Here is a 13,272-nt window from a genome sequence, read left to right on the forward strand (position 1 = left end):
ATAAGACGGCGGGCGCCGCATGCATGCCGCGCCCGCACAGCGTATGTCAGTGTGGTTAAGGAGTGCTGGCGATGTGTGAACTGCTCGGGATGAGCGCAAACGTACCGACCGATATCTGCTTCAGCTTTACCGGCCTGGTACAGCGCGGCGGCCGCACCGGGCCGCATAAGGATGGCTGGGGCATTACCTTCTATGAAGGGAACGGCTGCCGCACATTCAAGGATCCGCAGCCGAGCTTCAACTCGCCGATCGCCCGCCTGGTGCAGGACTATCCGATCAAGTCCTGCGCGGTGGTGTCCCATATTCGCCAGGCCAATCGCGGCGAGGTGGCGCTGGAAAACACCCACCCCTTCACCCGCGAACTGTGGGGCCGCAACTGGACCTACGCGCACAACGGCCAATTGAAAGGCTATCGTCAGCTGGATACCGGCACGTTTCGCCCGGTCGGCCAGACCGACAGCGAATACGCGTTCTGCTGGCTGCTGCATCAGCTGGCGCTGAAATACCCGCGCACCCCGAGCCAATGGCCGGCGGTTTTCCGCTATATCGGCCTGTTGGCGAGCCAGCTGCGTAAGAAGGGGGTGTTCAACATGCTGTTGTCGGACGGGCGCTTCGTGATGGCCTATTGTTCCACCAACCTGTATTGGATCACGCGCCGCGCGCCGTTCGGCAAGGCGACGCTGCTCGATCAGGACGTGGAAATCGATTTTCAGCAGCAGACCACACCGAACGATGTGGTCACGGTGATCGCCACCCAACCGCTGACCGCCAACGAAACCTGGCACAAGATTGAGCCAGGCGAGTTCGCGTTATTTCACTTCGGTGAGCGGCTTGTTCTGAGCGAAGGGATTGGTGTTGGGCGTCGGGCTGGCTGACGCGTACTGCGTCATCATGCCGCCGCTACTCATCAACGGTTGACCCAAGACGTACTGGCCATTGACCACGCCCATTGTCGGCGGCTGGTGGTTTTTCGCGAAGTAATCGTAGCCCGGCTTCAGCTGGCGCCAGAAGGCGATATAGCTGGATGACGCATGGCGCTTGAGGTTTTGCTCGGTCATGCGGAACGGGTAAATGCTGATGTTGACGCGGCTTTGGCCATAGGCGAAAGCGGCTTCGACGTAGCGATAGATCTCGTCCATATAGGTGTTGGTCATCGCGTAACAGCCGATCGATTTACATTCGCCGTGGATCATCAGATAAGCGCCGGAATAGCCCTGCGACTTATCGTAATCATTAGGGAAACCGATATTAATCGCCCGATAATACTTGCTGTCGGGTTTCAGATGGCGCGCGTCAACGCTATAAAAGCCTTCCGGACTTTTAAAGTCGCCTTCACGGCGTTTAGGACCCAGCCCGCCGGAGAAATTACAGATCGGGAACGTGTTGACCAGGCGGAATTCATTGCCCATTTTGGCATACAATTCCAGCTTGCGTTCCTCTTTGAAGATCTGAATATAGACCGGCGAACCCAATAATTGCTGTTTAACTACCGGCGCTTCGGGTACCTGCTCGCTGGCGCTGCAGGCCGTGATCATCGGCATAGAAACAAGCATCGCAAACAACAGCGCGATTTTGCTCATTATTATTCCTGCTTATATTTATTTGCCGGCGCAATGACGTTGGTCGGCATGCCACTGATATTGTTTTTACTGCTGCAAAACACCGCCAGATTACCAGCGCGTTTATTTTTAGCAATACGTGATATGTATAAAAAAACGACAAAGCTCGATAAAAGTGAAATGACCGGCAGATTTTAACGATAAGTAGTGAAAAACAGGCGAAATTTAATTGCGTTTGCTTGACCCAAGTCACGACGGAACGCAGAACAATGTTGCGAACAATGTTAATATTCCCCCTTCAATTTAACGCGCTGTGGCGATTGAAGCAGCAGGAGTTATGGCATATAACCCGGCCATTTTGATGGTTATTTGGCTACAGGCCGTTAACATATCGACCGTCGCGCTAACAACGGAAAGGGGGAATCAAGGGAATGCGCGTGACCCCAGTTTTTCACTGCGAGAAAGTTCATGTTGGGCGTGCCGCCATGCGCACTGCCCGGCAATCCTGGCATCGTCAGCACCCGCCTCTGGGGCCGGGCAGACGTGTAAACCAAACTACATCGTATAAATCCTATGATTAAGATCAGAAAAGGGTTAGATCTGCCGATAGCCGGAGCCCCGGTTCAGGCGATCCAAGACGGCCCGAACATTCAGCATGTCGCCCTGCTTGGGGAAGAGTATGTCGGAATGCGTCCCTCCATGCTGGTGCAGGAAGGCGATACCGTTAAGAAAGGCCAGGCGTTGTTCGAAGATAAGAAAAACCCCGGGGTTTTCTTCACGGCTCCCGCCAGCGGCCGCATCGCCGCGATTAACCGCGGCGAGCGGCGCGTATTGCAATCGGTGGTGATTGCGCTGGAAAACGGCGGCGATGACCAGCTCGAGTTTGCGCATTACCCGCTGGGTGAACTGGCCCAGTTGCCGCGCGAACAGGTCGAGAGCGAACTGATCGCCAGCGGCCTGTGGACCGCGCTGCGCACCCGCCCGTTCAGCAAAACGCCGAGCCCCGGCAGCGAACCGCGCGCCATTTTCGTCACCGCGATGGATACCCGGCCGTTGGCCGCCGATCCGCAGGTGATCATTGCCGAGCAGCAGGCGGCGTTCAACGCCGGGCTGCTGGTGTTGGCGCGCCTGACGGCGGGCAAGGTGCACGTATGCCACGCCGCCGGCGCCTCCGTTGGCCAGCAGAGCGGCCCGCAGATCGCCTACAGCGAATTCGCCGGCCCGCATCCCGCCGGGCTGGTGGGCACTCACATTCACTTCCTCGAACCGGTCAGCCTGAAGAAAACCGTTTGGCACATCGGCTATCAGGACGTTATCGCCATCGGCACGCTGTTTACCACCGGTCAGCTCGATACCCGCCGGGTCGTGGCGCTGGCCGGGCCGCAGGTGGCGCAGCCGGCGCTGCTGCGCACCCGCCTGGGGGCCAGCCTCGATGAGCTGACCGCCGGCCGCCTGAAAAACGGCGAGAATCGGGTGATCTCCGGTTCGGTGCTGAACGGCATGCACGCCACCGGGCCGAACGCCTGGCTCGGCCGCTTCCACTCGCAGGTGTCGGTGCTGGAAGAAGGGCGCGACAAAGAGCTGTTCGGTTGGATCGTGCCTTCGCCGAACAAGTTCTCCATTACCCGCACCACGCTGGGCCACTTCCTGAAGAAGAAACTGTTCGCCTTCTCGACCACCACTAACGGTGGCGAACGCGCCATGGTGCCGATCGGCAACTACGAGCGGGTGATGCCGCTGGATATTTTGCCGACGCTGCTGCTGCGCGATCTGCTGGCGGGCGACAGCGACAGCGCGCAGGCGCTGGGCTGTCTGGAGCTGGACGAGGAAGATCTGGCGCTGTGCACCTTCGTTTGCCCCGGCAAGTATGAGTACGCGCCGGTGCTGCGCGAGGTGCTGACCAAGATTGAGCAGGAAGGATAACCGATGGGCCTGAAGAATTATTTTGAGAAGATAGAGCATCACTTCACGCCGGGCGGCAAACTGGAAAAGTGGTACCCGCTGTATGAAGCGACTACCACGGTGTTTTACACCCCCGGCACGGTGACGCGCGGCGCTTCGCACGTGCGCGACGCCATCGATTTGAAACGCATGATGATCCTGGTGTGGCTGGCGGTGTTCCCGGCGATGTTCTGGGGCATGTACAACGTCGGTCAACAGGCGATCCCGGCGCTGCACCATCTGTACAGCGGCGACGAGCTGCAACAGGTGCTGGCGGGCGACTGGCATTATCGCCTGGCGCAGTGGCTCGGCGCCTCGCTGGCGGCCGACGCCGGCTGGGTCAGCAAGATGGTGCTGGGCGCCTGTTACTTCCTGCCGATCTACGCCGTGGTGTTTGTCGTCGGCGGCTTCTGGGAAGTGCTGTTCGCCATTATCCGCAAGCATGAGGTCAACGAAGGCTTCTTCGTCACCTCTATCCTGTTCGCGCTGATCGTGCCGCCGACCCTGCCGCTGTGGCAGGCCGCGCTGGGTATCACCTTCGGCGTGGTGGTGGCCAAAGAGATCTTCGGCGGCACCGGGCGCAACTTCCTCAACCCGGCGTTGGCCGGCCGCGCCTTCCTGTTCTTCGCCTACCCGGCGCAGATCTCCGGCGATCTGGTGTGGACTTCCGCGGACGGTTTCTCCGGCGCGACGCCGCTGGCGCAGTGGAGCGCAGGCGGGGCGCACAGCCTGAGCAACGTGGCCACCGGCCAGTCCATCAGCTGGATGGACGCCTTCCTCGGCAACATTCCCGGCTCCGTCGGTGAAGTCTCCACGCTGATGATCCTGATCGGCGGGGCGATTATCCTGTTCGGCCGCGTGGCCTCCTGGCGCATCGTCGCCGGCGTAATGCTCGGCATGGTGGCTTCCGCCCTGTTGTTCAACGCCATCGGTTCCGATACCAACCCGATGTTCGCCATGCCGTGGTACTGGCATCTGGTGCTGGGCGGTTTCGCCTTCGGCATGATCTTTATGGCGACCGACCCGGTTTCCGCCTCCTTCACCAACAAGGGGAAATGGTGGTACGGCATTCTGATCGGCGTGATGTGCGTGCTGATCCGGGTGGTCAACCCCGCCTATCCGGAAGGCATGATGCTGGCGATCCTGTTCGCCAACCTGTTCGCACCGCTGTTCGATTATCTGGTGGTGCAGGCCAACATCAAGCGGAGAAAAGCCCGTGGCGAATGAAGCGAAAAACGACGGTATCGGTAAAACGCTGCTGGTAGTGCTGCTGCTGTGTCTGGTGTGTTCAGTGGTGGTGGCGGGCTCCGCCGTAGGCCTGAAGTCCAAACAGCAGGAGCAAAAGCTGCTCGACAAGCAGCGCAATATTCTCGATGTAGCCGGCCTGTTGCAGCCGAAAATGGAGAGCGAGCAAGTCAAGCGCCTGTACAGCGAGCGCATCGAACCGCGCCTGGTGGATCTGAACAGCGGTGAGTTTGTCGCCGGCAAGGCGGCGGCGTTCGATCTGGGCGCCGCGCTGCGCGACGACGCCAAAAGCGTGGCGCTGGCGGCGGGCGACGATCCGGCCGGCATCAAGCGCCGCAGCAACCAGGCGGAAATCTACCTGGTGCGCGACGAAAGCGGCCAGGTGAACAAGATTGTGCTGCCGGTATACGGCACCGGTCTGTGGTCGATGATGTACGCCTTCGTGGCGTTGGATAACGACGGCAACACGGTCAAGGGCATCACCTACTACGACCAGGGGGAAACCCCGGGGCTGGGCGGCGAGGTCGAGAACCCGTCCTGGCGCCAGCAGTGGGTCGGCAAACAGCTGTTCGACGACAACGGCCAGCCGGCGATCCGCGTGGTGAAAGGCGGCGCGCGTCAGGGGGATGTGCATGGGGTGGACGGCCTGTCCGGCGCCACGCTGACCTCCAACGGCGTGCAGCATACGTTTGATTTCTGGTTGGGCGAGCACGGCTTCGGCCCGTTCCTGAAAAAAGTTCGTGAAGGAGCGCTGAAAAATGGCTGATTCCAAAGAGATAAAGCGGGTTCTGCTGGGGCCGCTATTCGACAATAACCCGATCGCCCTGCAGGTGTTGGGCGTCTGTTCTGCGTTGGCGGTGACCACCAAGCTGGAGACGGCGGTGGTGATGACCATTGCGGTGACGCTGGTCACGGCGTTCTCCAGCTTCTTCATCTCGCTGATCCGTCACCATATTCCCAACAGCGTGCGCATTATCGTGCAGATGGCGATCATCGCCTCGCTGGTGATCGTGGTCGATCAGCTGCTGCGCGCCTACGCGTTCGAGATTTCCAAGCAGCTGTCGGTGTTCGTTGGACTCATCATCACCAACTGTATCGTGATGGGGCGCGCCGAGGCTTACGCCATGAAGTCGCCGCCGATCGAGAGCTTTATGGACGGCATCGGCAACGGGCTGGGCTACGGGGTGATCCTGGTGCTGGTCGGTTTCCTGCGCGAGCTGATTGGCTCCGGCAAGCTGTTCGGCGTCCCGGTGCTGGAAACGGTGCAGAACGGCGGCTGGTATCAGCCGAACGGCCTGTTCCTGCTGGCGCCGAGCGCGTTCTTCATCATCGGCCTGCTGATCTGGGTGCTGCGCACCCTGAAGCCGGCGCAGATCGAAAAGGAGTAAAGGCCGATGGAACACTATATCAGCCTGTTTGTGCGCGCGGTGTTCGTCGAGAACATGGCGCTGGCGTTCTTCCTCGGGATGTGTACCTTCCTGGCGGTGTCGAAGAAGGTCTCGACCGCCTTTGGCCTGGGTATCGCGGTGACCATCGTGCTCGGCATTTCGGTGCCGGTGAACAACCTGGTCTACAACCTGATCCTGCGCGACGGCGCGCTGGTGGAAGGCGTCGATCTGAGCTTCCTCAACTTCATCACCTTCATCGGCGTGATCGCGGCGCTGGTGCAGATTTTGGAGATGATCCTCGATCGCTTCTTCCCGTCGCTGTATAACGCGCTCGGCATCTTCCTGCCGCTCATCACCGTGAACTGCGCCATCTTCGGCGGCGTGTCCTTCATGGTGCAGCGCGACTACAACTTCGCCGAATCGGTGGTGTACGGCTTCGGCTCCGGCACCGGCTGGATGCTGGCGATCGTCGCCATGGCGGGGATCCGCGAGAAACTCAAGTATGCCAACGTGCCGGCAGGGCTGCGCGGCCTGGGCATTACCTTTATCACCACCGGACTGATGGCGCTGGGCTTCATGTCCTTCTCCGGTGTTCAGTTGTAAAGGCGGGAAGAATTTATGGAAATTATTTTAGGCGTAGCAATGTTCACCACCATCGTGATGGTGCTGGTGTTGCTGATCCTGTTCGCCAAATCGAAGCTGGTGAACACCGGCGACATCGCGGTGGAGATCAATGGCGATCTGGATAAAAGCTTCCATGCGCCGGCGGGCGACAAGCTGCTCAACGTGCTCTCCAGCCAGGGGATCTTCGTCTCCTCGGCCTGCGGTGGCGGCGGCTCCTGCGGCCAGTGCCGGGTGGTGATCAAAGAGGGCGGCGGCGATATCCTGCCGACCGAGCTCTCGCACATCAACAAGCGCGAAGCGAAAGAAGGGTGCCGCCTGGCGTGCCAGGTGAACGTGAAGCAGAACCTGAAGATCGAGCTGCCGGAAGAGATCTTCGGCGTGAAGAAATGGGAGTGCGAGGTTATCTCCAACGATAACAAAGCTACCTTTATCAAAGAGCTGAAGCTGAAGATCCCGGATGGCGAAGACGTGCCGTTCCGCGCGGGCGGCTTCATCCAGATCGAAGCCCCGGCGCACGACATCAGCTACGCCGACTTCGACGTGCCGCAGGAGTATCGCGGCGACTGGGACAAGTTCAACCTGTTCCGCTACCGCTCGACGGTGAACGACACCACGGTGCGCGCCTACTCGATGGCCAACTACCCGGAAGAGAAGGGCATCATCATGCTCAACGTGCGTATCGCCACGCCGCCGCCGAACAACCCGGACGTGCCGCCGGGCATCATGTCCTCCTATATCTGGTCGCTGAAGGCGGGTGACAAGGTGACCATCTCTGGGCCGTTCGGCGAGTTCTTCGCCAAGGAGACCGACGCCGAAATGATCTTCATCGGCGGCGGCGCGGGCATGGCGCCGATGCGTTCGCACATCTTCGATCAGCTCAAGCGCCTGAATTCGAAGCGCAAGATCACCTTCTGGTACGGTGCGCGTTCGCTGCGCGAGATGTTCTATGAAGACGACTTCAACCAGCTGCAGGCGGAGAACGACAATTTCACCTGGCACGTGGCGCTGTCGGATCCGCAGCCGGAAGATAACTGGACCGGCTACACCGGCTTTATCCATAATGTTCTGCTGGAGAACTACCTGAGGAACCACCCGGCGCCGGAGGACTGCGAGTTTTACATGTGCGGGCCGCCGATGATGAACGCCGCGGTGATCAAGATGCTCAAAGATCTGGGCGTCGAAGACGAGAACATCATGCTGGATGACTTTGGTGGCTAAATGCGCGCATTGGCGATGAAGAACTGGCTGACGGGCGTGGCGCTGAGCGCCACCCTGCTGCTGACCGGCTGCGGGCCGGAACAGGTGGATCTGACGGGTAAAACCATGGGCACCTCGTATTCGATCCGTTACGTGGCCGGCGACGATACGCCGTCGGCGCGCGAGATGCAGGCGGAGATCGACAAACGGCTGGAACAGGTGAACGACCAGATGTCCACCTACCGGCCGGACTCCGAGCTGAGCCGCTTCAACGCCAGCCGCGATATTGACCGGCCGTTCCCGGTTTCGCCGGCGACCGCCAAGGTGGTGCGCGAAGCGCTGCGCATCAACCGCGTGACCGATGGCGCGCTGGACGTCACCGTCGGGCCGCTGGTCAACCTGTGGGGCTTCGGCCCGGAAGGGCGGCCGGATAAAGTGCCGAGCGAGGCGGAGCTGGCGCACCGCCGCGCCTGGACCGGCGCCGAAAAACTGTCGGTGCAGGGCAGCGCGCTGGTGAAAAGCATCCCCGAGCTGTATGTCGACCTGTCGTCGATCGCCAAAGGGTACGGCGTGGACGTGGTGGCGGAGTATCTGCAATCGCAACACGTGAAAGACTACATGGTGGATATCGGCGGCGAAGTCCGCACCCGCGGGCGCAATGGCGAGCAAAAGCCGTGGCGCATCGCCATCGAGCGCCCGACCGCCGGTGCGCAGCAGCAGGCGCAGCTGGTGATCCAGCCGGGGGAGATGTCGATCGCCACCTCGGGTGACTATCGCAACTACTTCGAGCAGGACGGGGTGCGCTATTCGCACACCATCGATCCGATCACCGGCCGGCCGATCAACCACCGCCTGGTGTCGATCACCGTGCTGAGTCCGGCCTGCATGACCGCCGACGGCCTGTCCACCGGCCTGAACGTGATGGGGCCGGAGCGCGGCATGGCGTTGGCCAATCTGCTCGGCATTCCGGTGTTTATGATCGTGAAAACCGCCGACGGGTTTGAGGAGCGCTATTCCGACGCCTTCAAACCCTACCTGAAAAAGCGTTCGTGAGGTTGCTATGCTGACGGTATTCGCCGCCACCTTCGTGTTATTCCTGCTGATCGTCGGCGGGATGTCTTTGGGTTACGTGTTCAAACGCAAAAGCCTGCAGGGCAGCTGCGGCGGCATCACCGCATTGGGGATGGAGAAAGTCTGCGACTGCCCGGAACCTTGCGATGCGCGCAAAAAGCGCGAAGCTAAAGCGGCACAGCGGCGCGAGCAGCTGGACAAGCACCGCATTCTGTAGCTGTAGCGAAAACCCGGCCTTGGCCGGGTTTTTTATTTGGGCCTTAGCCGAAAGGCGTATGAAAGTTGGGCTGGGCGCGATTAACAATGGCGTGAATTTTCAGGGCGTAACGGATAAAACGATCGCCAGAAAATACGAATTTACACTTTCTCAGTTTCTTAAGCAGAGGTAACAGGATGAACCGCATTATTTTGGCTGGAACGCTGACTTTGCTGCTCGCCGGCTGTATGCACATGAACGATCCGAGGCCAAAGAACTACGCGGCCAGCGTCACTGTGGTTGATAACCACGTTTGCGTGCGGGTTCAACCGGAAGGGGACGAGCGGTTGGCCGGCGTTATTATCGAAGAAATCGGCAACGCCAACGCTATCTTCGGCAAGCACTTCGCGGATAACGAGATGCCTGCGCTCACCGTGGCTACGTGCATTCCCGACGATAACTATAAATTCGAAGGCGGGAAGTCTTACGGGGTATCGGTGACGCTGTTGTCGCGGGATAAACGAAATAAAGGCCTTGAGCCTGCCGCCCGGCTATTCGGCGCTGGGTTTAGTGTTCGCAATGAAAATGGCATCATCCAGGTAGTTCCTGCTCGCTAACGGATGTTGAAAGCCATACGGGCATAAGGTGGGATGTCGAACCGTCTTATGCCGTAGCCGGTTATTTATTTCGCCTTGCGGAAGCTTTTCGTATCGATGTAAGGCATCAGCGTTCAACGCATTCATTTATGAGGGGTTATTTGCTTTTGGAATAGGCCAGGTTGCCGAGTATACCACCCACGAAACAGCACAACACCAGGCTAATCGCCAGCAACTCGAAGTTAGCCGACATCTGATCCTCGCCCTCAACGTGGCCAATAATCCAGTCTGAGAGAAAGGGAAAAGCCAGGAGCATGAGGCCGATACCTATTATCGCACCGGCAATAATTGCTGCTATCCGTTTCATATCACCTGCCAGAACCAGACTTCTTTTGATTTAAAAAAATCGCTAAAACGCCCATCCCAAGAATGCCCCCATTGAATACGAAAATAGCTCGATAGTGTGGTTAAACGAGAACCGTTCCACAGATCTATATGATCTCCCGAGCGATTGCGAAAGTTTTCATTCCCTCGCTGCCAGTAATCTTTAAAAAAGATAATGCCGGTTTTGCCTTTCAGCACTCGCTCAAACTGGTTGGGTGTGACTTTTACCATGCGTCCTAGTCCCGGTATCGGTGTTCGTGCTAAAGCATTTGCCAGTTCTTCAGCACGCAAAATATGGCCCTCACTTTTCTTGTGTAACCAACAAAAGTTCACGCCTGACAATTTACTGACATCATACCCACAATGAACCAAAGCTGCACCGATGCGTATAGCACACTGATCATCAAAGGCTTTATCACCATGGACAGTGCGGCATGGATACTCATTCCCATTGATTTGAGGATGTTTTTCCCAAAGTTTGTTAAAAGTTATCGACATATAATTCCTTTTAAATCATTCCATTATTCTCTAGCCCTCCGATGCCATAGCATATGTTGATACCCGTAGAGCTATTTAGATGAGTGGAGGTGCTATTTAGAAAAGTCTAAGAAAGACTGATTGTTGGCGTGTTTCCAAAGATGGCCAGATCCTAGGGTATTGTCGTCACTAATGGTGATGTTTTGTTCGAAAAATAGACGTTGATCGCATTATGAGAAGAGGATATTTATGCACCGAATATTATGCGGCTATACGTTTTATTTTTAATATATTTAATTGATAATAAATAAAATATTAATATTGATTGATTGTGAAATTCCGGAGAAATTCCCTTCATTAGGAGAGCGTTGAGTATCTCATTCCCTCAGATTTTCTCCGGTGTTCTATTGTTATTTCGCCTTGCGGAAGCTTTTCGCCTCGGCCGGGGAGTTAACCATCACGCCGTCGGCGCCCAGCGCCAGCGCCTGCTGATATTCCTGCGGCGAGTTGACGCCGAACAGGATGATGTGCGCCGGGCCCTGCGAGCGGAAACAGTCCATCGACTCTTTATCCCAGGTCAGAAACGCCTTCGAACGCCCTTCGCCGAGGGTATATTTCTCCACCACTTCCACCTCGCGCTTCAGCTCCAGCCCGTACCAGCGCGGCTGGCGGTTGTCCGGTTTGACATCGCACTGGTGCGCCATGGTGACGTTGGCCAGCAGCGTGCGGGTCTCGTCGCGGCTTTCGAAGCGCGGGATGGCCGGCGGCAGCGCCTGCAGGTATTTGGCGTCGGTGGAGTAGACGCGGATGCGGTTCAGGCTGTCGGTGCTTTCCAGCGTCGCCAGCAGCGCCCGGCCAAACTGAGCCGGATCGGCGTCCGGGGATTTGATGTCCAGATAGAAAGTCACGCGCGGAAAGGCCTTCAACACCTCATCCAGCCGCGGAATGCCGATGCCCTGGCCGCGGAACGGGTGCGCATCCCCCTTGGCGAAAGCCCAGCCAGCGTCGGTCTCGGCCAGCTGCGCGGCGGTATAGGCGGAGACCGGGCCCTGTCGGTTGGTCAACGTTTTCAGATCCGAAGGGCGGTACAGCACGATGACGCCGTCTTTGGATTCTTGCAGGGTGATCCAAATGGCGTCGGCGCCGTTTTTCAATGCCGTTTCGATAGCGATGCGGGTGTTTTCCGGCGCATCGGCGGTGCCGCCGCGGTGGGCGACGATCGCCGGCGCATGACCGGCGGCGGCGCTGGCCACCAGCGCGCTCAGCGACAGCGCGGAAGCCAGCAGCAAATGAGAAAATCTGATCATGTAGGGTACCTTGTCGTTATCGTTGTGGAGAGCCGCACGGGATGGCGGAAATCATACTATTGAAAAATTAAGCTTTTTTAACAACGCGGAAATATCTGGCGGAAACGCCGCTTTCCTCGAGCTCCGCGGCCTTGAGCTTTCGGTATCTGACTGTATACTTATACAGTGTTACTGGAGGGTGCGATGCGTAAAATCATTCATGTCGATATGGACTGCTTCTTCGCGGCGGTGGAAATGCGCGACGATCCCAGCCTGCGCGATATTCCGCTGGCGATTGGCGGCAGCGCCGATCGGCGCGGGGTGATCAGCACCGCCAACTACCCGGCGCGGCGCTATGGCGTACACAGCGCCATGTCCACGGCGATGGCGCTCAAGCTGTGTCCGCATCTCACCCTGCTGCCGGGGCGCATGGCGGCCTACAAAGAGGCCTCGCTGCATATCCGTGAAATCTTCGCCCGCTATACCCCGTTGATCGAGCCGCTGTCGCTCGATGAAGCCTACCTCGACGTGACCGACAGCCCGCAATGCAACGGTTCGGCGACGCTGATCGCCCAGGAGATCCGCCAGGCGATCGCCGACGAGCTGAACCTCACCGCGTCGGCCGGCGTCGCACCTATCAAGTTTCTCGCCAAAATCGCCTCCGAGATGAACAAGCCGAACGGGCAATACGTGATCACGCCGGCGCAGGTGCCGGCGTTTTTGCAACAGCTGCCGCTCAGCAAGATCCCCGGCGTCGGCAAGGTGACCGCCAAGCGGCTGGAAGAGGTGGGGCTTATCACCTGCGCCGACGTGCAGCAATACGATTTGGCGCAGTTGCTCAAGCGCTTCGGCAAGTTCGGCCGGGTGCTGTGGGAGCGGTGCCAGGGCATCGATCGGCGCGAAATATCGTCGGAGCGGCTGCGCAAATCGGTGGGGGTAGAGCGCACGCTGGCGGAAGACATTCACGACTGGGAAGACTGCGAAACGCTGATTATCGACAAACTCTATCCCGAGCTGGAGATGCGGCTGCGCAAGGTGAAACCGGATCTGCACATCGCCCGGCAGGGTGTGAAGCTGAAGTTTCAGGATTTTCAGCAAACCACCCAGGAGCACGTGTTCCCGGTGCTGAACCGGCAGGATTTGCTGGAGGTGGCGCGGCAGGCGTGGCGCGAGCGGCGCGAAGGGCGCGGCGTGCGGCTGGTGGGGCTGCACGTGACGCTGCTCGATCCGCAGCTGGAGCGGCAGCTGGCGCTGCCTTGGGAATAAAAAAGCCGGCAAGTCGCCGGCTTTTTGCGTTAAGCGCGCGGC

General features: G+C 58.7%; 15 protein-coding genes. 11 read left to right on the forward strand and 4 right to left on the reverse strand.

The features are described 5' to 3' along the window. The first annotated feature begins 71 nt into the window (after positions 1-71). On the forward strand, positions 72-875 hold the full coding sequence (locus ACK3CV_RS04840; RefSeq protein ID WP_019454310.1) for a class II glutamine amidotransferase: 804 nt from the start codon (positions 72-74) through the stop codon (positions 873-875). Here the strand turns inward: ACK3CV_RS04840 and dpaA are convergent. Next, entirely contained in the window at positions 810-1,580 is a 771-nt protein-coding gene (gene dpaA, locus ACK3CV_RS04845) for a peptidoglycan meso-diaminopimelic acid protein amidase (RefSeq protein ID WP_033637205.1), read from the reverse strand. The two genes, ACK3CV_RS04840 and dpaA, sit on opposite strands and share 66 nt — an antisense overlap. Positions 1,581-2,132: 552 nt before the next feature. On the opposite strand from dpaA, the gene ACK3CV_RS04850 reads away from it, so the two are divergent. From ACK3CV_RS04850 to ACK3CV_RS04890, 9 genes are all read left to right on the forward strand, one after another. Continuing rightward, entirely contained in the window at positions 2,133-3,482 is a 1,350-nt protein-coding gene (locus ACK3CV_RS04850; protein WP_164040368.1) for a Na(+)-translocating NADH-quinone reductase subunit A, read from the forward strand. 3 nt (positions 3,483-3,485) lie between these two features. Then, positions 3,486-4,727 carry an NADH:ubiquinone reductase (Na(+)-transporting) subunit B gene (locus tag ACK3CV_RS04855; RefSeq protein WP_033637208.1) on the forward strand — a complete coding sequence of 414 codons (1,242 nt, stop codon included), beginning with the start codon at positions 3,486-3,488 and terminating at the stop codon, positions 4,725-4,727. Beyond that, a complete protein-coding gene (locus tag ACK3CV_RS04860; protein WP_015376731.1) occupies positions 4,717-5,511 on the forward strand; it encodes a Na(+)-translocating NADH-quinone reductase subunit C in 795 nt (264 codons plus the stop codon). The genes ACK3CV_RS04855 and ACK3CV_RS04860 overlap by 11 nt, the downstream gene beginning before the upstream one ends. Continuing rightward, positions 5,504-6,133: an NADH:ubiquinone reductase (Na(+)-transporting) subunit D gene (locus ACK3CV_RS04865; RefSeq protein WP_004930232.1), complete on the forward strand. Its 630-nt coding sequence runs from the start codon at positions 5,504-5,506 to the stop codon at positions 6,131-6,133. The genes ACK3CV_RS04860 and ACK3CV_RS04865 overlap by 8 nt, the downstream gene beginning before the upstream one ends. A gap of 6 nt (positions 6,134-6,139) precedes the next feature. Then, on the forward strand, positions 6,140-6,736 hold the full coding sequence (nqrE, locus tag ACK3CV_RS04870; protein ID WP_004930235.1) for an NADH:ubiquinone reductase (Na(+)-transporting) subunit E: 597 nt from the start codon (positions 6,140-6,142) through the stop codon (positions 6,734-6,736). Between the two features lie 15 nt (positions 6,737-6,751). After that, a complete protein-coding gene (gene nqrF, locus ACK3CV_RS04875; protein ID WP_033637209.1) occupies positions 6,752-7,975 on the forward strand; it encodes an NADH:ubiquinone reductase (Na(+)-transporting) subunit F in 1,224 nt (407 codons plus the stop codon). Further along, positions 7,976-9,007 (forward strand): FAD:protein FMN transferase, encoded by a 1,032-nt coding sequence (locus tag ACK3CV_RS04880; RefSeq protein WP_033637210.1) that lies wholly within the window; start codon positions 7,976-7,978, stop codon positions 9,005-9,007. It begins immediately after the preceding gene. Positions 9,008-9,014: 7 nt separating this feature from the next. Then, positions 9,015-9,242 carry a (Na+)-NQR maturation NqrM gene (gene nqrM / locus ACK3CV_RS04885; RefSeq protein WP_004930244.1) on the forward strand — a complete coding sequence of 76 codons (228 nt, stop codon included), beginning with the start codon at positions 9,015-9,017 and terminating at the stop codon, positions 9,240-9,242. Between the two features lie 176 nt (positions 9,243-9,418). Further along, positions 9,419-9,838 (forward strand): putative T6SS immunity periplasmic lipoprotein, encoded by a 420-nt coding sequence (locus ACK3CV_RS04890; RefSeq protein WP_086581029.1) that lies wholly within the window; start codon positions 9,419-9,421, stop codon positions 9,836-9,838. 136 nt (positions 9,839-9,974) lie between these two features. Here ACK3CV_RS04890 and ACK3CV_RS04895 read toward each other — a convergent pair whose 3' ends face one another. From ACK3CV_RS04895 to ACK3CV_RS04905, 3 genes are all read right to left on the reverse strand, one after another. Then, positions 9,975-10,184 carry a hypothetical protein gene (locus tag ACK3CV_RS04895; RefSeq protein WP_164040366.1) on the reverse strand — a complete coding sequence of 70 codons (210 nt, stop codon included), beginning with the start codon at positions 10,182-10,184 and terminating at the stop codon, positions 9,975-9,977. Then, positions 10,181-10,699, reverse strand: coding sequence for a type VI secretion system amidase effector protein Tae4 (locus ACK3CV_RS04900; RefSeq protein ID WP_489009807.1), 519 nt, complete (start codon positions 10,697-10,699; stop codon positions 10,181-10,183). The genes ACK3CV_RS04895 and ACK3CV_RS04900 overlap by 4 nt, the downstream gene beginning before the upstream one ends. Before the next feature lie 389 nt (positions 10,700-11,088). After that, positions 11,089-11,985 (reverse strand): glycerophosphodiester phosphodiesterase family protein, encoded by an 897-nt coding sequence (locus ACK3CV_RS04905; protein ID WP_164040362.1) that lies wholly within the window; start codon positions 11,983-11,985, stop codon positions 11,089-11,091. 183 nt (positions 11,986-12,168) lie between these two features. On the opposite strand from ACK3CV_RS04905, the gene dinB reads away from it, so the two are divergent. Next, positions 12,169-13,230 carry a DNA polymerase IV gene (dinB, locus tag ACK3CV_RS04910; RefSeq protein ID WP_033637213.1) on the forward strand — a complete coding sequence of 354 codons (1,062 nt, stop codon included), beginning with the start codon at positions 12,169-12,171 and terminating at the stop codon, positions 13,228-13,230. The last annotated feature ends 42 nt before the right edge of the window (positions 13,231-13,272 follow it).

This window comes from Serratia sp. TSO36 (assembly GCF_057808395.1).

Bases quoted from the DNA above. Each gene is read 5' to 3' on its own strand.
- ACK3CV_RS04840 (WP_019454310.1), top strand. From the start codon at position 72: ATGTGTGAACTGCTCGGGATGAGCGCAAACGTACCGACCGATATCTGC.
- ACK3CV_RS04905 (WP_164040362.1), bottom strand. From the start codon at position 11,985: ATGATCAGATTTTCTCATTTGCTGCTGGCTTCCGCGCTGTCGCTGAGC.
- nqrM (WP_004930244.1), top strand. From the start codon at position 9,015: ATGCTGACGGTATTCGCCGCCACCTTCGTGTTATTCCTGCTGATCGTC.
- ACK3CV_RS04895 (WP_164040366.1), bottom strand. From the start codon at position 10,184: ATGAAACGGATAGCAGCAATTATTGCCGGTGCGATAATAGGTATCGGC.
- ACK3CV_RS04890 (WP_086581029.1), top strand. From the start codon at position 9,419: ATGAACCGCATTATTTTGGCTGGAACGCTGACTTTGCTGCTCGCCGGC.
- ACK3CV_RS04855 (WP_033637208.1), top strand. From the start codon at position 3,486: ATGGGCCTGAAGAATTATTTTGAGAAGATAGAGCATCACTTCACGCCG.
- ACK3CV_RS04880 (WP_033637210.1), top strand. From the start codon at position 7,976: ATGCGCGCATTGGCGATGAAGAACTGGCTGACGGGCGTGGCGCTGAGC.
- nqrE (WP_004930235.1), top strand. From the start codon at position 6,140: ATGGAACACTATATCAGCCTGTTTGTGCGCGCGGTGTTCGTCGAGAAC.
- ACK3CV_RS04850 (WP_164040368.1), top strand. From the start codon at position 2,133: ATGATTAAGATCAGAAAAGGGTTAGATCTGCCGATAGCCGGAGCCCCG.
- ACK3CV_RS04865 (WP_004930232.1), top strand. From the start codon at position 5,504: ATGGCTGATTCCAAAGAGATAAAGCGGGTTCTGCTGGGGCCGCTATTC.
- dpaA (WP_033637205.1), bottom strand. From the start codon at position 1,580: ATGAGCAAAATCGCGCTGTTGTTTGCGATGCTTGTTTCTATGCCGATG.
- nqrF (WP_033637209.1), top strand. From the start codon at position 6,752: ATGGAAATTATTTTAGGCGTAGCAATGTTCACCACCATCGTGATGGTG.
- dinB (WP_033637213.1), top strand. From the start codon at position 12,169: ATGCGTAAAATCATTCATGTCGATATGGACTGCTTCTTCGCGGCGGTG.
- ACK3CV_RS04900 (WP_489009807.1), bottom strand. From the start codon at position 10,699: ATGTCGATAACTTTTAACAAACTTTGGGAAAAACATCCTCAAATCAAT.